We start from the raw sequence: 18,552 nt of genomic DNA on the forward strand, positions 1-18,552 counted from the left end.
ACCGAAATCCCATAAGAAGTTATTAAAAATATTTATTGACTGACAGTGAAAAGTAAGCAATAAAGTATTTCACAATGGATATACACAAAAACAGGAAAGTACTCACTAAATTTATGCTTATTTTACTTCTCTTAAGAACTTTTATCCGTAGACTGTCAAACTTTCATACGGTTAATATTTTGTAACGAAAAAAATGCATCGTAATCATACACATGGATTCACCTTAATTGAGCTTATTGCGGTCATCGTTTTAATCTCAATCGTATCTCTCAGTGCTAATAGCTATTTCTCCGGAATTAGTAGCGTATCGACGCAAACATTAAAAACAGAGTTACTGCATTCACTACGCTTAACACAAATTCGAGCCATGAATAGAAATGGATTTTGTAATCGCTGGTTAATTGATGAGCATAGAGCACAGCAAGTCAGCCTAAAGCTGAAACCAGATACGTGCTCAACGGCATTCCCTAATACTCAAAAAAGTAACGAATACCTTGAAAATCAAGACGTCACTTACGTTGCTTCACTAGCAAAATATAATGCTGTTTTTGCATTGAAGGTTAATTCAAATTTAATCGCTCCAACCACACCTTATGCATTAGATTTCGATTCAATCGGAAGAGTTAAACAATGTGCAAACACACGCTGTGAAATAATGATTTACGGCACATCAACACAAAAAATATGTATTGAGACAGAAGGCTATATTCATGCGTGCTAATCAACAAACAGGCTTTAGTTTAATCTCTATTGTTCTATCGATTATTCTTATTAGCTTTGCCTTAATAACATTGACCGTATTGTTGTTTCCGCGCGCTCAAAACAATGCTCAACTCATCCATTCAACTAAGGCAGCAGAGCTAGGCGCTGCGGTAATGGATGAAATCATCGGGCGTAAATACGATGAAAATAGCGGCCCAAATGGTGGGGTACCAGAATGTAATAGTTCATTAGGTAAAACTTGCACAGCTCCCGACCAACTAGGCCCCGATACTACCGAGGTTATCAATGGTATTCCCGATCGCACTTTATTTAACGATATCGATGATTTTAATGGATTATCAGGCAGCGTTAAAGATGTATTAGGTGATGATTTAGCTCTGGTTTACCCAAATTTTTCTATTTCTATTCACGTTTTCTATGATGCCAATATCAATCGAAAACTTGATGGCGTTCCAGATGTTATTTCAGGCAACAATAAACGTATTGTTGTCGATGTAACTGACCCAAGTAGACAACATTATGTATTCTCAGTTATTAGAGGGAATTTTTAATGCACTTACCTAATAGTGGATTCACACTTATTGAAATGACTATTTCAATTGTAGTACTTGCCATCATTGGTCTATCTCTTAGTGCCATAATCCAACACAGTATGACAATATATGCCGATACTACAGACAGAGAAGAACTGATTCTTCAGGGCCGTTTTGTCACAGAGCGTATGCATAAAGAGATCCGTGATGCTATTCCAAATAGTTTGCAAGTTAACTCAACTGGAACCTGTATCGAATGGTTGCCTATCGTCAACACAGCAGTCTATGAAACTCTACCAATAAAACCGATGAGTTCCTCTACCCTTCGAATCTTACCAGAAAGAGAGGTAAAATCGGGAGATCGACTTGTTGTTATGCCAACATCTGCAACAAACTTATTATCTGCGCTTCCAACAAATGGTCTTGGACGAACAGCTCAAGTTAAACAAGATGTGCTTTTTACCGCAGGTGAGGATGCAACAATGATCGATGTGACTCTAACTCAAGCAACGAGTTTTGAGGTCAGTTCACCTGCCCACCGTTTATATATATACAGAGAACCACTTGCTTATTGCTTAGAAGGAGCTCAATTATTCCGATACTCCGATTACCCACTATCACGTAGTGAATTATCCCCAGCAGGATTATCTAACGGAAAACGTCAACTCATGTCTGGTAATATCAAAAATGCATCCTTCCAAATTGAACACCCATCTTTGGTTCGTAACGGTTTAGTTAAGATGCTATTTATTTTTAGCGATAATAATGAAGAGGTAAGATTGGATCATGATGTTCTTATCTTCAACACGCCCTAGTCGCTCTCAGGGCTCAGCCTTAATTCTTACCGTATTTATTCTTGTTGTTGTGGCTTTTCTTGCCTTAATGATGATGAGAAACCAACAAAAGGTGAATACTCATACTGTCACTGCGGTAATGGGAACTCGCACCAACATGGCTGCTCAATCAGGAATACAACTTGATATTAGTGCTTTTTATATGTCAAACGCGGGCAGTTGTTTCGTTGCAAAAAACACTGCCGTTATTTATACCTTTGAAGGTGATGGTTTATCTCAATGTATTGCTAGTGTCACCTGCTCAACTAATGGCAAATTAGACTCCGGAATAGTTGTCCACCAATTAGTCAGTACAGCTCAATGCAAATTTGGCTCCACCTCCTTACAACGTATTATTGAAGTAGGTATTCGTGATGCAAGTTAATTTATCTTCTAAAATCGGCATTTTATCGGTTTTTTTTAGCGTATTTTCTCTCTCTTCAACTGCGCACGCTTTTCAAAATATTGACCGCGATACTTACTTCCCTGGCGTTGCCCAAGGGCATAAAAGTTATAATGAAAACTGCCCATACGCGCAATTAGAGCTCAATAACTCAGCTAAAATTAATGAAACTCAAGGTGCCTCTTTAAATTATTGCTCCAGTAACAAAGGCGCAGGATTACCAAGTAATAGCTGTGATGATGGGCGTGGTGGTTATCAATCATGTGAGATCACAGGCAATGTTGCACCTTCTCTATCGCTAGGGCACTTCCAAATAGAGCAAACCACCAGAAACAAAGTTTGTAATACAGGAAGCAAAGCATTTAAAGCAAAGAAATATAATCGGATAGAGATCCGAGATACTTGTCAGGTTAGTCTTAGTAACACGGGTAAATTAATCCATATTGCAAGTTTAGATCTCGAAGATAAAGCAAAGCTTACTCTGACTTCAGGAGATTATTGGATTAAGCAAATATCAACAAGCGGCAATGCTAATATCTATATTTCTGGTGATGTTCGCTTATTTGTTTATTATGATTTGCTTTTAAATAACGATACCAAAATCACTCTTGAAAATAATGCCTCTCTCACTGTTATTGGGTTTAATGATATACAGTTAAACAATAATTCCTCTTTAGAGGGAGACGTATACGCGAATAATCGTCTTTCATTAAATAATGATAGTTATATCAAGGGCCGAATATCGAGCAAAAAATTGTTCATGGAAGGCGATAGCCGTATCAATGATGAAGTAACACCTCCTGAACCACCAGCCTTCCCTGTATTATCGCTTCGCTTAGATGAAGATTCATGGGATGGTTCATATGGTGAAGTACTTGATAGCTCAGGAAATGGCTTTAACGGCACTACCAAAAACTCACCTCAACCAAGAAAAGACAATCCTGCGTTACCTATTGATATCAATAAGATGGGAACCTGTGGTTATGGAAATTTCAACCACTCTCAAGCGCAATACATTGAAGTGCCTCATAATAGTAAATTATCAAATGAAGATGAGATCACTGTCAGTGCATGGGTCAATCCTCGCTCTTACCCTCATAATGGTAGACTTTCTACTATTATTTCTAAAAACGGTAACTATGAATTTCACTTAAATTCTCGTGGTCAAATAAACTGGTATTGGGAACTAAAAAATACCAATTACCCAATGAACCTGACTACTTCTCAAAGCATTCCTGTAAATAACTGGTCTCATGTCATTATTCGCTATAACGCACACGATAGAAACAAAGCGTCAATATTCATTAACGGCCAAGAAGTAAAATCTATTGTTGAAGATGTACAACCATTACGACATCTAAAAGAAAACACTCAACCAGTGCAAGTGGCAAATGACTATGATTTATCTCGTACCTTTGATGGCTTAATCGATGAAGTAAAGATTTTCGATCAAGCGCTAAATGACACACAAATTCATGAATTATATGAACTCCGACACCCGTGCCCAGATAACGTTCTACCAACCTGTTACGAAGATGATTTTAACAACACTAATCTCAGCAGTAATTGGGTGACTAGCGCAAGTAGTGGTCGTTTTATCCCAAGAATTATTAATGGACGATTACAGCTAACACAAGCAACAAGAGCGCAATCAACAGCATCATCTTATCAATATCTTTACCCTGCTCTTGGTAACAAGATTGAGGTTGAATTTGATTATATGGCGTATGGCGGTAATGGTGCCGATGGCCTTGCTATTGTATTTTCTGATGCAAATATCACCCCTCAAGCTGGTGCTTTTGGTGGACCTTTAGGTTATGGATTTAAAAATAACTCAGAAGCAGTAAAACCTGGCTTTACTGGCGGCTGGCTTGGTATTGGTCTTGATGAATATGGTAATTACTCTAAAGAAGGTGGTTCAACAAATCATTCATCTTATTCCACAGATCAATCTGTTGTATTACGTGGTTCAGGACAAAATTATTCCGGTTATAACTACATTATCGGTAATAAAGTAACCCCTGACATTGATAATAATAACGGCAATAGCAAAACACATCGCTACCGCATTACTATCGATTCAAGAAGTAATAATACTGCAAATGTTACCGTTGAACGCAGTGTCCAATGGAAAGGGGACAGCCCTCGTTTTGGCACAATTATTGGTCCTATCAACGTGCTTGCTCCTCAATACAATCAAGCAGCAGTCCCTGATAATTTCATTATGTCGTTAACAGGATCAACGGGGCAACTGTATAACACTCATGAAATCGACAACTTCAAAGTGTGTGTTTTGTACTCAAAACCAATTGGAGAACAAATAGATCACTTTGAATTTGATCATTCAGGTGAAGGCTCTACTTGTGATGTCTCTGATGTGACTTTGCGAGCTTGTGTGGACGAATCTTGCTCTACCTTATTTACAGATGATGTCGATGTCACTTTAAGCACCTCAAACTTAGGGGGTGACGGTTATTGGTTAAATGGCAATCATATTACCATGCGTAATGGCGTAGCTAATTTATCTATCGGGAAACCAACACAAGGTAACGTAACCTTAGGGGTCGTGAGTTCTGAACCATCAACCAAACCATTTAGTGATACCTTATGTAGCATTAACGGCCAATCACTGAGTAAGAACAACTGTTCTTTAACATTCAAACCTGAAGGATTAACGGTGATTGTCCCTGATAAGTTAGCGAATAAGCCAGTCTATGCAACCATAAAAGGATGTGGGAACACCTTTACTGGCACCAAACAAATTCAGCTATGGTCTGACTATATTAATCCAAATACAGCGAACATTATTGGTTCTCCAACGGTTTCGATTGTTGAAAATAATGGATGGAAAACGATAGGAAAAACAGAGTCCTCAGCAACGTCAGTCTCTTTAAATTTTGTAAATAACGAAGCGAAACTCCCTCTAAATTACTCTGATGCAGGTCAATTACAATTAAATGTAAAACACACTCTACCTCAGCAACAAATCATTAGAGGCAGTGATACTTTTGTAAGCTTCCCTCTTGGATTGAGTGCATTTGTGGCTGACAGTAATAATTCAACGGCGAATAGTCGCTGCCCTTCAGAAGATCCAACTTGCACCATATTCGCTCATGCAGGAGAAGAATTTAATTTATATGTAAAAGCGCACGCATGGGTAAGCGATAGTGATATCTATATTGCAAACAACCCAACAACGCCTAACTATGCACAAAACATGCTGTTACTTGATCACCAATTGATCGCACCTATTGCGTCATCAGGTGGTAATGCTGGTAATTTATTAGTCAATGAATACAACCACACCGCATCACAAGATGGTACTTATCGCATTACACAAAGCATCAGTGAAGTAGGCGTTTTTGATATATCAATAACACCGCCAGATAATTATCTTGGCAGTACCGCTTATCAAATTCAATCAGCATCAACAGGCAGTATTGGCCGTTTTACGCCTGCTTATTTTGCAATGTCAGCTGAACAACCAAGCATTACCGATGCCTGTGGCTCTTATACTTACATGGGGCAAACCTTTGAATTTGATGATCTTCCCACGCTTGAAATAACACCGCTTTCTCAAACTGGTGGACAGCTTCAAAATTACAACATTGGTGATTGGTGGCTATACCGCAATGAATGGGATTTTAGAACGTACGCCGCAGCGCCTTCTGGAATTGAAGTTATCGATACGGACAGTCTATCTATTCTTAACCGTCGTAGTGGATTTGCTAAACCGGGCAATGTAGTGAAACTAACGAACAAAAATCAAGTTCAACTGCAAGATGCCGAATTACGCTATAAGAAACCTTTTGCTCCTCATGCGCCAACTAATGATGCCATTACACTAACCTTAACGGCTGATGATTTAAAAGATGCTGATGGCATTTGTTATAAAGTAAACTCATCAGGCACGTGTCTTAACTATCATTTCCCTGCCACATCGACGCATCGCCAAGAATGGGGACGTATTACTATGGCTGATTCTTATGGTTCTGAACTTTCATCTTTAGAATCAAAAATAACAACAGAATCATACATTGCAGGACGTTTTGAAAAGAATAGCGACAATTGCACGGTTCTAAAACCGAATTACTTCACCTTTGATGTAGGAAATGATCCTGCTGCATTACCAGTAGGAAAAGGAACCACATCTGCAAATTTAACAGGCACTGATGTTGATAATGGCTTAACAAGCATGGAATTTAGCGCTCCGGGGAATGGAAACAAAGGGAAAGTAATTCCTACTCTTTCTTTACTTAAATTACCTTGGCTACAGCAAGATGCAGATCGCGATGATTCATTTGAAGATTCAATTCAGGCCATGATTCATTTTGGAATTTATAGAGGCAGCGATCGTATTATATGGAGCCGCGAACAACTAAATTAGTGCTACTATGTCTTAGTATGCTCTACGGCATCAAAGCCAAATAAGAATAAAGGAAATTCCATGAAAAACGATTATACCTACCCAATTGGTACTCCAGGTAAAGCTTGGGGCGAAGCAGAAAAAGCAGCTTGGCTTGCAAGCATGACAGTAAAACGTTCATATCAGGAAGAAGTAGCAACCAAAATTCATGCGTTTTCTGATCGCTTCAATATCTCGCAATATGGTGCGCTATCATATGACGAAACACGCTTTCCACTGCTGTGCATTAAAACTCGCCAATGGGATAATGCAAAACCTACGCTATTGATTAGTGGTGGTGTTCATGGTTATGAAACTTCAGGCGTTCATGGTGCACTTCAATTTGTAGACACTAAAGCTGAGCACTATAGCCAATGGTTTAATATTGTCGTTGCACCTTGCGTTAGCCCATGGGGTTACGAAGTAATTAACCGTTGGAACCCAACAGCGACAGACCCAAACCGTTCATTTTATGCAGATAGCCCTGCTGAAGAGTCGTCAGGATTAATGGCATTAGTTGCGTCACTTGAAACGCCTATCTTTGCGCATATTGATCTGCATGAAACGACTGACAGCGATGAAACTGAATTTCGCCCTGCATTAGCCGCACGCGATGGATTAGAATACATCGAAGGCTATATCCCTGATGGCTTCTATACTGTAGGCGATACAGAAAAACCAGCAACAGCATTCCAAACAGCAATTATTGATTCAGTTCGTACTGTTACGCACATTGCCCCACCTGATGAAAATAACCAAATTATTGGCTCAGATGTAGTACAAGAAGGCGTTATTGAATACCCAACTAAGAAGTTGGGTTTGTGTGCAGGTCTAACCGATGCTGATTTTGTATCGACAACTGAAGTGTACCCTGATAGTGATAAAGTCACCGCACAAGAGTGTAATGATGCCCAAGTTGCGGCCATTGTTGGCGCATTAGAGTACCTGCTAGCTCAACGTTAACGATTACGTTCTCGTATTTAGAAAATAGATGAACTCACTCAATAAATCCAAATTTTGAATGATTCATCTATTCCCCATTTAACTATTGATCATTTATCCACCGATAGCGACATAATATAAATAGTTATCACTATTTAATAAAATAAAACCCTAAAAAAACCCTCTTACTTACACTATTTACACAATGAAACTTTAAGAATAACGTACTTTGTTACATTCTTTTGATGGTAAAATATTTAGAGTAATTACTTAAAAGAGAATCCTTATGTGGAACAAACTAAATAAGTCCATGATGTTTTGCCAAATGATGTTTGGCTTATCATTCTATGGCGTAATGGTTATATTAACTCGATTTTTCCTTGAAGAACTGAACTACAGCGAAGCTGACACCATGATGGTGGTAGGTGCTTTCTCATCAATAGGGCCTTTATTTGCTATTGCTGGTGGCTTCATTGCTGATAAATTCTTAGGAGCTTATCGTTCACTAACGATCAGTTATCTTGGCTTTTCTACGGGTTATGCTTTATTAGTTTTGGGCTCGTACACTACGAATGTTCCCATGGCACTGTGTGGTATCGCACTGGCAAGTTATGCTCGTGGTTTAATGTCGCCTTCTTACCCTAGCCTTTATAAACGCACCTTTGATACTCAAGAGCACTTTGAGAACTGCTACCCTGTTAACTACTCAGTTAATAACGTTGGTGCTCTATTAGGCCAATACCTATTCCCAATGTTTGTTCTTGTTATAAGTTTTCACGGAAGCTTCTTATTATCTGCTATTTTGGCATTCTTCGCTTTAGCTACTTTAGTTTTTTTCCGTAAATCACTATTAACCGTAGGCGCAGATATTGACCAAAAACCGGTAAGTTCTAAAAACTGGATTTCATTTTTAATTACTTCTGCAGCAATGATTGCACTTGTATTCTTCATGTTCTCAAATATGGATATTGGCCAAAATATCGTTTACGCCATTGGTTTAGCAGCGATTGGTTATTTCATTTTCTTAATGCTTAAATCTGAAAAACCAGATGCATTAAAAATGGGAACCATCCTTATTATGACAGTCTTAACGACAGCATTCTTTGTTTACTACGGTCAGATGATGACATCAATGACAATGGTAACCATCAATACTATGCGTGGTGATCTATTCGACCTTATCCCTATCGCACCTGAAGCATCAATGGCCATGAATCCATTATGGTGTATCGTTGCTGGTCCTGTAATCGCGATGATTTTCTCTGCACTTGAAAAGCGTGATATTCATCTTTCAACCGCAACGAAAATTGGCTTTGCATTCATATTAACGGCAATTGCATTTGGTATTTTAACCATGGCGGTGATGAGTGTTGGTGAAGATGCCGTTATTCGTCCTGAAGTATTCTTACTTATTCACTTCTTCCAAGCGTTTGCTGAAGTTATTGTAGGTAGTTTAGTCGTTGCATTTATTTTGTCTGTGGCGCCCAAACACATTGAAGGATTTTCAGTAAGTCTATTCTCAGTAGCAATGGCATTAAGTGGCATTATAGGTGCGGTATTCTCAACCTCTATAGCTCAAGAAAAAGGCCACGTAATCACTCAAGAATTTGTACAAACGATTTATGGAAATTACTTCCAACTATTAACCGTGCTTGCAGTTGTGATGGTTGTAGTTGCATTTGTTGCTTCGTTTATTATTCGTAAAATGCTTGAAAGCAGTAAACAAGCAGAAATTGCGTTATCTGAATCAAAAGCATAATACTTAATTAAAAAAAGCCCAACCCTCATTATGAGTGTTAGGCTTTTTTATAATCTATCGTTACCCGAAAAAGAAGAACAGCTCCATTTCATTAGCATTTTTTCTAACTCTTTGGCCTTATATGGTTTATGCAAAATATCATCCATTCCGGCATTCATACAGCTATCTACTTCTGTTGATGTTGTTCCCGCGGTCAAGGCGATTATCGGTTTACTGTACCCTTGCTCTCTCAACCTTTTTGTCGTTTCAAAGCCATCCATTATCGGCATTCGACAATCCATTAAAATAACATCAACCTCTTTCTGCTCTAAAAATGCCAAGGCTTCTTGACCATCGTTCGCAAAATCTGGCTGTATATTTACTTTAGCAAGCATCATATTCAAAATGACTTGGTTCATTTTAATATCTTCAACAGCCAAGACTGAAAGCCCTCCAATAGAATGAGAGCAATCAATACATTCTTTAGACTTCACTGTTTTTTTAGAAGCGACAATTAGTGGGATAATAGCCGTAAATACCGCGCCTTTACCTAATTCACTTTTTAACGTTAACTCACCTTCCATTTTATCAACGAGTGATTTACAAATAGAAAGCCCCAAACCAGTACCTTCAAACTGTCGTTGGCTTGAATTATCAACCTGAGTGAATGGGTCAAATAATGTTGATTGTTTTTCAAGAGGTATACCACACCCGCTATCAGAGACAGTAAAGTGCAACGCCCCCTCATTCCAAGAAATAGAAAAAACAATCTCGCCTTCTTTAGTAAATTTAATCGCGTTACCAATCAAATTTACTAATATCTGTTGAATTCGATCAACATCACCCCACAATTCAGTTGGTAGTGTATTTTCAATGTCAACGACAAAACTCAGTCTCTTCTCTTCTATCTGGTGAGCAAACATATGTTTAATGGTTTGAATCAATATCGCTGGTTCAAATTGAATGCTCGTTAACTGCAGCATTCCTGCATTCATTTTACTAAAATCAAGTAAATCATTAATAATAACCCTTAGCATTTCACCTGATTGATGAATGGTCGTTAATAACGTTTTCTGATAACTCGTTATTTTCGTGTCTTCCATCAACTCAGCAGAGCCTAAAAGTCCATTTAATGGTGTCCGCAATTCATGGTTTATCATGGCCACAAAATCACGGGTTGATTGCTCTGAATTCTCAGCTCTTTGTTTTTCTATCATTGTTTTTTCAAGCAATTGTTGACGTATAAATGCAGCACTTAACATCTCTGAAAATAAACGACATTGTTTCTCAATCGTTTGATGCCACGTCTTACTTGGTGGGTTATTAAACGTAAATTGCAATGAACCACATCGTTCATTTTTATGATGCAAGTAAACAATGATATGAGAGCCACTCAAGCTCCAATTAAACTCAGCGCTAGAGTGCTCTAATTCATCGTCACATAGAACAGTGTCTCCTGAAATTAATACAGACTGAAGGTGCCTATGAAGATTGAATTCAGGAAAAATAGTGAGACGTAATGTTGCGATACCATCAATACTAACTAGGTCATCTAACAAGCGTTGTAAGAGGATACTTGATGGTTCTTCTTGTAAAAAAGCTTGATTATAATCTAATAAAATAGCATCCAGATATCCTTTAAATTGAAGTAACACAACGTCTTTTTCGGCCTTTTCTTGAACAATAAGTAGTGTTTCTTCCACTAATTGCTTAGCCGTAAATAGCTCACGACTCTTTTGTTCAAGAAGAATTTCTGCTGCCTTACGAGCCGCTTTTTCTCGTTGCACTTTTCGATTTAATAGCTCGACCATTTTATCGTTATCCATAATCACCTCTTCACACAAATCATTGCATTTTTAAGGTAAAACGAACTTGAGAGCCATCTTCTTGGACTGACGCCATTTGAATATCTATTTTTTCATTGAAGTGTTCTGCGCAACCTTGAATTAAGCCAAAACAAACATGAGAAAAGCATCGTGCTGAGATGTAATCCATTACCATTTCTGAATCGGTATTAGAAATAAAAATGAATTGAGGAGGATTTGCGTCGGCATATAACTTTTTCACTTCTATATGAATATAGTTTTCTACTTGTCGAATAAAATCAAACGTCGAAGAGGACTTACCTTGTAAACCCGGCATACTATTAAACAAGGTTAAAAATACAGATTTACCATAGACTTCTTGTAAGTCTTCAATACTAATGCCTGTCAGTTTGCTCAAAGAAATAATTAATTTGACTAGATCTTTATGATCGTAAGTTCCAACAGAAGTATAAGCCCCTTCATCATTATTTTGATCGAGCATTTCTTGGCACACTTCTAACCCGAATGTATCTTCAACTAACTCTAAAAACTCTGAAAAAATAATCCCTTTCATATCACGTCCTTTTATCGCTTCGTATTTTTATGATGCCACTTTTCAAGTTTAGGTAAAAATAACGATAGAAGGTAATTGATATACTGATATTTATTCTGTTTTTGTCATTTACTAGACATGAAACCTGTATTTTTTATAAAAACCCAGCAACATACTATTTTAAAGTGCACTTAAGCAGTAAGCATCATTCTAAAGAGAGGGATACATGCATCAAGAAATTATTGATTTTTGGTTTACTGAATTGCAACCAAAGGATTGGTTTGTTAGTAATGAAATCGTTGATAATATGATTAAAACTCGATTCTTACCTGTACTAAAACAGGCGACTCAAGGTGAGCTTTTTTTATGGCGAAAAGAACCATTAGGCCGATTAGCTGAAATTATCGTACTCGATCAATTCTCACGTAATGTTTATCGCAATACTCCCCATGCTTTTGCTCAAGACCCTCTTGCATTAGCTCTTGCACAGGAAGCAATATCTCTTGGTATTGATGAGCATTTGTCAGATTTACAACGCAGTTTTCTCTATATGCCTTTCATGCACAGTGAGTCAAAAATCATTCATATCGAAGCCGTCACTCTTTTTAACTCACTCGATAGCAAGAATAATTATGAATTTGAGTTAAAACATAAAGAAATTATCGATCGCTTTGGCCGTTACCCTCACCGCAATGCTATTTTAGACAGAGAGAATACCGCTGAAGAGTTAGTCTTTCTCTCTCAACCTAATTCCAGCTTCTAATCTCTCGCAAGAAGGTAACAACGATGATGATTCTTTAAAAGAATCATCATAATTACATAGTTCCGCTTTGTACTTTATAAAACACGACACCAAATAATGCGGCAAAGACCAACACTGTAATGGCTACTTTTAACCAAATAAACTTCATATTTTTCCTTTTATCTATACATATAAATATTTTCACACCTTCATATCATAATAAACTTGAAGCTATAAGCTACAAACCAAAGTAATAATTGTCTCGTTTCTCTTTTATTTGGAATATTTATTAAAATAAAGGCACTTTTTTTTATGTAATCCTATAGACTTAATACTATTAATAGAATAAATAAATCATTCGAGCTCTACTCATGAAAACATTACTGTCTCTCATTCCATTTTTACTTTTTCTTAATGGTTGCCAATTAGAACAGGAGATTGAATCTGAAACCGTTGTATGCAACAAGGATGAATTCCTTTTTTCATTACCAAAGCATATTTTAGATTATAGAGATTCTATGGCGACTTTCTCGCAAGAGGGTGGCGAGAATCCATTAAACTCAGTTCAATTTGTGAGTGAATGCATACCTAAAACCTCATTTAAAGAACTTGCTGAGCGTAGCGCAAAAGATATTTTAATTTCAAATTATAAAAACTCAGGTCGAGTAACACACTTTAGAATAAGAGATAACGTAGCTTATGTAGAGCTAGCGGCACATACCGATGGTTGGCCTGGTGTAACTGCATCATTAGCTGCGGTAGAACCTATTATTAAACGTAATTTATTTCTAAACAGCAAAGTAGAAGACGTTGTTGTTGGTGAAATAATCGATTAATAAAATAAGACAATGCTTCTATAGAATCTATGCACAAAAATCATAGTAATCGTTACAAATAGTCATTTGCTTCATAGCCTCCCTTTCCCTACTATTCGCGCTCTTATTTTTAACCCTAAGAGCGCAGCATGTTTTCACAATCCATTTTCGCTCAATTGATCAGAATGAGTGTGTTATTAGTTTTATCCCTTATTGCCGTTCATAACTCACCTGCTTTGCTGAACTTATTAGCTCAACAAGCAGTAAATAGTGGGTGCCATCAGCAAACAGGTCAAGACGATAACCACCACCACTCTCATCACCACCATTAAGAGCACATTATGAGTATTTTTCGCTTTCCACCACTAGTATGGCTTGGGATCGGGATTTTAATTATCAGTCTAGGGATCAGACAATCATTCGGCATCTTCATGATGCCAATTTCAGACCATTTCCAAACAGGTCGTGAATTTTTTAGCTTTGCTATCGCACTACAAAACCTTTTATTTGGCATTTTTCAACCCTTTGTTGGTATGGCATCAGATAAGTGGGGCTCTAAACGCATTATCATGTTAGGTGCTGTCGCTTATGCATTGGGGCTTGTTCTTACGTCAATAGCGACTGAACCAAGCATGTTATATTTATCTCTTGGCGCATTAGTCGGCTTTGGTTTAAGTGCCACAAGTTATGTGATTATTTTAGGTGCTGTCGCTAAAGTCGTTCCTGCTGAACACGCAGCAAAAGCTTTTGGTTTAACAACCGCAGCGGGCTCTTTTGGTATGTTTGCTGTTATTCCTGGTACTCAAACCTTAATGCATGATTTTAACTGGCAATTTGCATTACAAATATTCGCCATGCTATGTACGCTTATTATTACTTTTGCTCTGTTTATGAAAACAGCAAAACCGTCTTCTCAACAATCAGTTGTAGAGGATACTCAAACACTAAGCGAAGCGTTAAAAGAAGCGTTTACTAACAAAAGCTACTGGTTAATCCACGCAGGATTCTTTGTATGTGGCTTTCATGTGATGTTCATTGCTACGCATTTACCTAGTTACTTAGCTGATAAGGATCTGCCCGCTTCAAGTGCGGCAATGGCATTAGCTTATGTAGGTATTTTCAATATCTTTGGTTCCTATTTCTGGGGTGTAATGGGCGATAAGTACAGCAAGCGACACGTAATGTCTGCTCTGTATTTTGTCCGTACTATTGTGATTGGTGCATTTGTAACGCTACCAGTTACTGAACACACAGCGGCTATCTTTGGTGGCGCAATTGGCTTCTGTTGGTTAGGTACAGTGCCATTAACATCTGGCTTAGTTCGTCAGATCTTTGGTGCTCGTTACCTATCAACTCTGTATGGTTTAGTGTTCTTTACTCATCAGGTTGGTAGCTTTTTAGGCGCTTGGGCTGGCGGTCGTATTTACGATTACTATGGCTCATACGAACCAATCTGGTGGTCTACGGTTGTTCTTGCTTTCTGTGCGGCGTTAATTCACTTACCAATTAATGATAAGCCAATACAAAGACTGAAATTACAAACAGCCTAACTTTCAAATAAAAAAAAAGCCGATACATTATAACGCGTATCGGCTTTTTTGTTATTTGAAGGTTTGATATCAACTCAATAATTAGGTCACAATTCTACTTACTAAAACTAATGTTAATAAAGATCTTCAAACTCTGGAATTGCAGATTTTCCTCTTAATAATAAAAAATTAAGAAAACGAGAAGTCGACGTTGTAAGTATTTTATTCTCTTCAACACCATACTTTGCTAGTAATGTAACTGCCAAATCTAACTGTGCAATTTCTTCACAAAAATGCGCATCAGATCCTGTTGTAAAGTACACTCCTACCTCTTTTCCTATTGCTACTATTTTATCGCAGCGAACATCACTTCCTTTTCGGCTCTTTCCTGTGAGCGATGTATTATTAACTTCTACCGCAACATTATATTCTTTAGCGCATTGCAGTACTCTCTCTATATCAAACGGATAATTTGGGTTTCCGGAATGACCCAATACATCAATACGCCCACTCTTAATCACATTAATAAGAGCTGCTGTATGTTCCGCTTCACTTGCTGGAGCAAATACTGGTTCATGTAAACTTGCGATGACCCAATCTAAATGTTGATCAGAAGATGCAGGTAAATCAATCTCACCTTTTACATTTAATATATTCGCTTCTACGCCACGTAGGATCCCTACATTATGAAGAAAGCGGGGTAAAATTCTTTGGTTATTGAAATACCAATAGTGGGGGGCACCTGGCATTTCAGGAGCATGATCTGTTGTACAAAGAAATTTTAACCCCTTATTCTGTGCTGAAAGTGCATTTTCAATAATCGTACTATAAGCATGACCACTGGCAAGTGTATGAGTATGGGTATCTACAACAATATTCATGACAATCTCCTATTGAATCTCAAACGAACCATTCTTATTCATGTATAAATTCAGATCAGCCCGAACAGATTGGGTTAAGACCTTATTGACATTAATGGCATCCGAATTTTCATAAAAAGTAACCGCTTCTTGTTCTGATGCACCACCTCTCACCTTTCTATTTACTAAGCGTTCTTTTAGAAAATCAGCATCGGTATCAATAAAAACAGTAAAGTCAGCAAGTTTATATAAATCACACCACACAGGTTCATTTAGTAATAGCCAATTCCCCTCGACAACAACAATATTCTTATCCACTTGAATTGCATCATCAACGGGATCATGTAGATTACGATCATAATATGGCCACTTTGGCGAACGTGTTTGGAGCTGCTTTAATTTATCGATGAGATCCGTCAAATTAAATGTTTCAGAAGCCCCTTTAATATTTCTAAGTGATATTGTTTCATTGTTTCGTTGAATGGTATTACTTTCTAAAATCTCATTAGTGTAATGAAATCCATCAAAAGGAAGGACCTGTAGTGGTTCTAATTGAGGTGACTGCTGAGATAAGTATTCCCAAAATGCCGCTAAGGTCGACTTTCCACTGCCGGGAGGCGCACATAAGAAGACTATCACCCTCTCTTCTTGCTCTTGATATAAACGAGTAAATTTCTCAACTAAGGGCTTATGAATTTTAGCTATGTCTTTATTCGAAAAAAATGCTTCTGTATCAAAACCACTCACGTTTAAGTTCACTTTCATTACGAAACCTTACTTCGTTATTTCCTCTTCGATTTTTTCTAGCAACATTTCACAAGACAGCTTAAGTACCGTTTTGATCAGAGATTCGTATCTCATTTGAGAGAAAATTTCAAAAGAAGAAAACTTTAATTGATTGATTGATTCAATATAAAAACTATCTTGCTGTGTTGAGAGTATCGCTTGATTTGTAATAAAGTCATAAACCATATCATGACCAAACGACACCTTATCTGACTGACTTTCTGCATATTCTAGCACTTGATGATATAGACCAATATCTGCGTAAGTTCCCAATGAAATCTTACCCATAGCTAAAATCAGTTTAGACATAACATCAGTCGTCACAAGCGGACCATCTTCTTTTAAAAGAGGCTCCACAGCATATTCCATAACCAATTTGTCTTGAACAAAGACGTTTGGAAGTAATGCTTTTAATTTGAGATTAATTAATTTGTTAGAAACCAGAAGAAAATCAGTTGCGTTTTCACATGCCTCTAGCCCTTCTAACAATTCAATTTTTTGTATCAACGTAAAACCTCTCTATTATATGTGGCGACCTCAAGCAGGGCTCAAGGCTACCACATAAACTTCATAGAACTAAACCGTAAAACTCACGTCATAAAACTCTAATAATGCTTTTTCTGCGTGCTCATTCCAGACATAGTTATTCTTCGCTAATATTGCGTCTAACTCAGTAAAAAATGAGTCTTGGTCCGAGAGTGACTTAAACTCATCAATTGCAGTTAACGGCAAATCTATATGAGGATAAATAAGTTTCTTTCCACCCGGAATATCCAATTGATTCAAAATAGTATGAGGCGCAGCTTGTAGTCCTCCAACGTGCGTAACCATAAAAGATGGATTGATATTATTGTTAGCTGATAGTTCAAGGGATTCCAACATATCTCCTGTCGAACCTCCTGACGTACCTACAATATGGGTTGATTCATAATGCACATTATAAAAGTTAAATGGGACTTTAAATGCTTTATCTGTTGGACCAGCAAAGAAATTTAAACAACCGTCATTTCCCAGAAGATCATCAGCTTGTTCAAGTACTTGTGCTACTGCTGCATACACCATGACATCATCATAGCCTTGATCATCGTTCAGAGATTTTAAGTAAGCTACAGGATCATCCATCTCAATAGTATTAACATAAATAAGTTCAATTCCTTGAGCTTTTGCCGCACTTACTGGAATTAAGCTTTCTGCACGAGACAGGCGCTCTTCATCAATATCAGTAACGACAATTCGTCTTGGTTTCACTGGGCCATTAATTGCATAATCAATAGCACCAATGCCCATAGGACCAGCACAAGCTAATAGAGCAAGCGTTCCACCTTCTTTGATACCCATTTCATGCTCATATACATACTGAGTTGTATGATAGCTTGCATGGAAAGCGCCAATAATACACGACATTGGTTCAGCTAAAGAGGCATTAGCAAAATATGATCCCTTGTACGGCAGCACACAGCCTAATTCAATCGCAATTTTAGGTATAATCGAATACGTTGCATTACCGCCAAATGTTTCATAGCTATAACCCGCGGAGTACCCTGTCGGTAATCCCATCGCGGGTTGAAGAACAAAAGGCTGCCCAGCAGTAAATTGTTCTTTTAAATTTTCACCAACCTCAACAATAATGCCTGCATATTCATGTCCTGTAATCACTGGAACATCAGCTATATTTTCAGGAACTCGTTTATGCTTGCTGCCAAGCAAAGCGGCTTTGTAAGTCGACAAACAAATACTGTTTGAAATGTTCTTAACTAATAATTCATCTGCTGAGATGTGTGGTAAATCGAACGTTCGTAATTGGATATTTTTTTCACCGCAAATAACCGCAGCCGTTGTTTGAACCATGATCGTATCTCCAAATAAAGAGGTGCTGTCCACCTCT

Annotated in this window: 17 protein-coding genes; 11 read left to right on the forward strand and 6 right to left on the reverse strand. The window is 37.7% G+C overall.

The window, feature by feature from the left end; all coding sequences use genetic code 11:
- Positions 1-193: 193 nt before the first annotated feature.
- From BTO22_RS16655 to BTO22_RS16685, 7 genes are all read left to right on the forward strand, one after another.
- The gene (locus BTO22_RS16655) at positions 194-721 is read left to right on the forward strand and encodes a pilus assembly FimT family protein (RefSeq protein ID WP_105056439.1); all 528 of its coding nucleotides are present in this window, start codon (positions 194-196) and stop codon (positions 719-721) included.
- A complete protein-coding gene (locus tag BTO22_RS16660; RefSeq protein ID WP_105056440.1) occupies positions 711-1,274 on the forward strand; it encodes an MSHA biogenesis protein MshD in 564 nt (187 codons plus the stop codon). The genes BTO22_RS16655 and BTO22_RS16660 overlap by 11 nt, the downstream gene beginning before the upstream one ends.
- Positions 1,274-2,071: a PilW family protein gene (locus tag BTO22_RS16665; protein WP_105056441.1), complete on the forward strand. Its 798-nt coding sequence runs from the start codon at positions 1,274-1,276 to the stop codon at positions 2,069-2,071. The genes BTO22_RS16660 and BTO22_RS16665 overlap by 1 nt, the downstream gene beginning before the upstream one ends.
- Entirely contained in the window at positions 2,043-2,474 is a 432-nt protein-coding gene (locus tag BTO22_RS16670; RefSeq protein WP_105056442.1) for an MSHA biogenesis protein MshP, read from the forward strand. The genes BTO22_RS16665 and BTO22_RS16670 overlap by 29 nt, the downstream gene beginning before the upstream one ends.
- Positions 2,464-6,879: a DUF6701 domain-containing protein gene (locus BTO22_RS16675; protein ID WP_105056443.1), complete on the forward strand. Its 4,416-nt coding sequence runs from the start codon at positions 2,464-2,466 to the stop codon at positions 6,877-6,879. The genes BTO22_RS16670 and BTO22_RS16675 overlap by 11 nt, the downstream gene beginning before the upstream one ends.
- Before the next feature lie 60 nt (positions 6,880-6,939).
- On the forward strand, positions 6,940-7,860 hold the full coding sequence (locus BTO22_RS16680) for a M14 family metallopeptidase (RefSeq protein WP_105056444.1): 921 nt from the start codon (positions 6,940-6,942) through the stop codon (positions 7,858-7,860).
- A 265-nt stretch (positions 7,861-8,125) separates the two neighbouring features.
- Complete coding sequence (locus BTO22_RS16685; RefSeq protein ID WP_105056445.1) at positions 8,126-9,598, forward strand: peptide MFS transporter; 1,473 nt, start codon at positions 8,126-8,128, stop codon at positions 9,596-9,598.
- 47 nt (positions 9,599-9,645) lie between these two features.
- Here the strand turns inward: BTO22_RS16685 and BTO22_RS16690 are convergent, their stop codons facing one another.
- Positions 9,646-11,403: an ATP-binding protein gene (locus BTO22_RS16690; RefSeq protein WP_105056446.1), complete on the reverse strand. Its 1,758-nt coding sequence runs from the start codon at positions 11,401-11,403 to the stop codon at positions 9,646-9,648.
- Positions 11,404-11,422: 19 nt separating this feature from the next.
- A complete protein-coding gene (locus BTO22_RS16695) occupies positions 11,423-11,956 on the reverse strand; it encodes a heme NO-binding domain-containing protein (RefSeq protein ID WP_105056447.1) in 534 nt (177 codons plus the stop codon).
- A 205-nt stretch (positions 11,957-12,161) separates the two neighbouring features.
- Here BTO22_RS16695 and BTO22_RS16700 point away from each other — a divergent pair, with 205 nt between their 5' ends.
- The 4 genes from BTO22_RS16700 (at position 12,162) to BTO22_RS16715 (ending at position 15,042) form a co-directional block, all read left to right on the forward strand.
- Entirely contained in the window at positions 12,162-12,698 is a 537-nt protein-coding gene (locus BTO22_RS16700; protein WP_105056448.1) for a DUF924 family protein, read from the forward strand.
- Positions 12,699-13,048: 350 nt separating this feature from the next.
- Positions 13,049-13,513, forward strand: a complete 465-nt coding sequence (locus BTO22_RS16705; RefSeq protein WP_061012176.1) for a hypothetical protein — start codon at positions 13,049-13,051, stop codon at positions 13,511-13,513.
- Positions 13,514-13,641: 128 nt separating this feature from the next.
- The gene (locus BTO22_RS16710; RefSeq protein ID WP_061029891.1) at positions 13,642-13,824 is read left to right on the forward strand and encodes a hypothetical protein; all 183 of its coding nucleotides are present in this window, start codon (positions 13,642-13,644) and stop codon (positions 13,822-13,824) included.
- A gap of 9 nt (positions 13,825-13,833) precedes the next feature.
- Positions 13,834-15,042, forward strand: a complete 1,209-nt coding sequence (locus tag BTO22_RS16715; RefSeq protein WP_105056449.1) for an MFS transporter — start codon at positions 13,834-13,836, stop codon at positions 15,040-15,042.
- 113 nt (positions 15,043-15,155) lie between these two features.
- Here the strand turns inward: BTO22_RS16715 and BTO22_RS16720 are convergent, their stop codons facing one another.
- The 4 genes from BTO22_RS16720 to BTO22_RS16735 form a co-directional block, all read right to left on the reverse strand.
- Complete coding sequence (locus BTO22_RS16720; RefSeq protein WP_105056450.1) at positions 15,156-15,902, reverse strand: phosphatase; 747 nt, start codon at positions 15,900-15,902, stop codon at positions 15,156-15,158.
- A gap of 9 nt (positions 15,903-15,911) precedes the next feature.
- Positions 15,912-16,646 carry a nucleoside/nucleotide kinase family protein gene (locus BTO22_RS16725; RefSeq protein ID WP_060991966.1) on the reverse strand — a complete coding sequence of 245 codons (735 nt, stop codon included), beginning with the start codon at positions 16,644-16,646 and terminating at the stop codon, positions 15,912-15,914.
- Between the two features lie 9 nt (positions 16,647-16,655).
- Complete coding sequence (locus tag BTO22_RS16730) at positions 16,656-17,174, reverse strand: MltR family transcriptional regulator (RefSeq protein ID WP_060991965.1); 519 nt, start codon at positions 17,172-17,174, stop codon at positions 16,656-16,658.
- Between the two features lie 69 nt (positions 17,175-17,243).
- Positions 17,244-18,515, reverse strand: a complete 1,272-nt coding sequence (locus BTO22_RS16735) for a zinc-binding dehydrogenase (protein ID WP_105056451.1) — start codon at positions 18,513-18,515, stop codon at positions 17,244-17,246.
- Positions 18,516-18,552: the final 37 nt, after the last annotated feature.

Origin of the sequence: Aliivibrio sifiae (genome assembly GCF_002954705.1) — a bacterium.
Taxonomy (GTDB): Bacteria; Pseudomonadota; Gammaproteobacteria; order Enterobacterales; family Vibrionaceae; genus Aliivibrio; species Aliivibrio sifiae_A.

Excerpts from the sequence above, each read along its gene's own strand:
- BTO22_RS16655 (WP_105056439.1), top strand. The coding sequence starts at position 194 with ATGCATCGTAATCATACACATGGATTCACCTTAATTGAGCTTATTGCG.
- BTO22_RS16660 (WP_105056440.1), top strand. The coding sequence starts at position 711 with ATGCGTGCTAATCAACAAACAGGCTTTAGTTTAATCTCTATTGTTCTA.
- BTO22_RS16665 (WP_105056441.1), top strand. The coding sequence starts at position 1,274 with ATGCACTTACCTAATAGTGGATTCACACTTATTGAAATGACTATTTCA.
- BTO22_RS16670 (WP_105056442.1), top strand. The coding sequence starts at position 2,043 with ATGATGTTCTTATCTTCAACACGCCCTAGTCGCTCTCAGGGCTCAGCC.
- BTO22_RS16675 (WP_105056443.1), top strand. The coding sequence starts at position 2,464 with ATGCAAGTTAATTTATCTTCTAAAATCGGCATTTTATCGGTTTTTTTT.
- BTO22_RS16680 (WP_105056444.1), top strand. The coding sequence starts at position 6,940 with ATGAAAAACGATTATACCTACCCAATTGGTACTCCAGGTAAAGCTTGG.
- BTO22_RS16685 (WP_105056445.1), top strand. The coding sequence starts at position 8,126 with ATGTGGAACAAACTAAATAAGTCCATGATGTTTTGCCAAATGATGTTT.
- BTO22_RS16690 (WP_105056446.1), bottom strand. The coding sequence starts at position 11,403 with ATGGATAACGATAAAATGGTCGAGCTATTAAATCGAAAAGTGCAACGA.
- BTO22_RS16695 (WP_105056447.1), bottom strand. The coding sequence starts at position 11,956 with ATGAAAGGGATTATTTTTTCAGAGTTTTTAGAGTTAGTTGAAGATACA.
- BTO22_RS16700 (WP_105056448.1), top strand. The coding sequence starts at position 12,162 with ATGCATCAAGAAATTATTGATTTTTGGTTTACTGAATTGCAACCAAAG.
- BTO22_RS16705 (WP_061012176.1), top strand. The coding sequence starts at position 13,049 with ATGAAAACATTACTGTCTCTCATTCCATTTTTACTTTTTCTTAATGGT.
- BTO22_RS16710 (WP_061029891.1), top strand. The coding sequence starts at position 13,642 with ATGTTTTCACAATCCATTTTCGCTCAATTGATCAGAATGAGTGTGTTA.
- BTO22_RS16715 (WP_105056449.1), top strand. The coding sequence starts at position 13,834 with ATGAGTATTTTTCGCTTTCCACCACTAGTATGGCTTGGGATCGGGATT.
- BTO22_RS16720 (WP_105056450.1), bottom strand. The coding sequence starts at position 15,902 with ATGAATATTGTTGTAGATACCCATACTCATACACTTGCCAGTGGTCAT.
- BTO22_RS16725 (WP_060991966.1), bottom strand. The coding sequence starts at position 16,646 with ATGAAAGTGAACTTAAACGTGAGTGGTTTTGATACAGAAGCATTTTTT.
- BTO22_RS16735 (WP_105056451.1), bottom strand. The coding sequence starts at position 18,515 with ATGGTTCAAACAACGGCTGCGGTTATTTGCGGTGAAAAAAATATCCAA.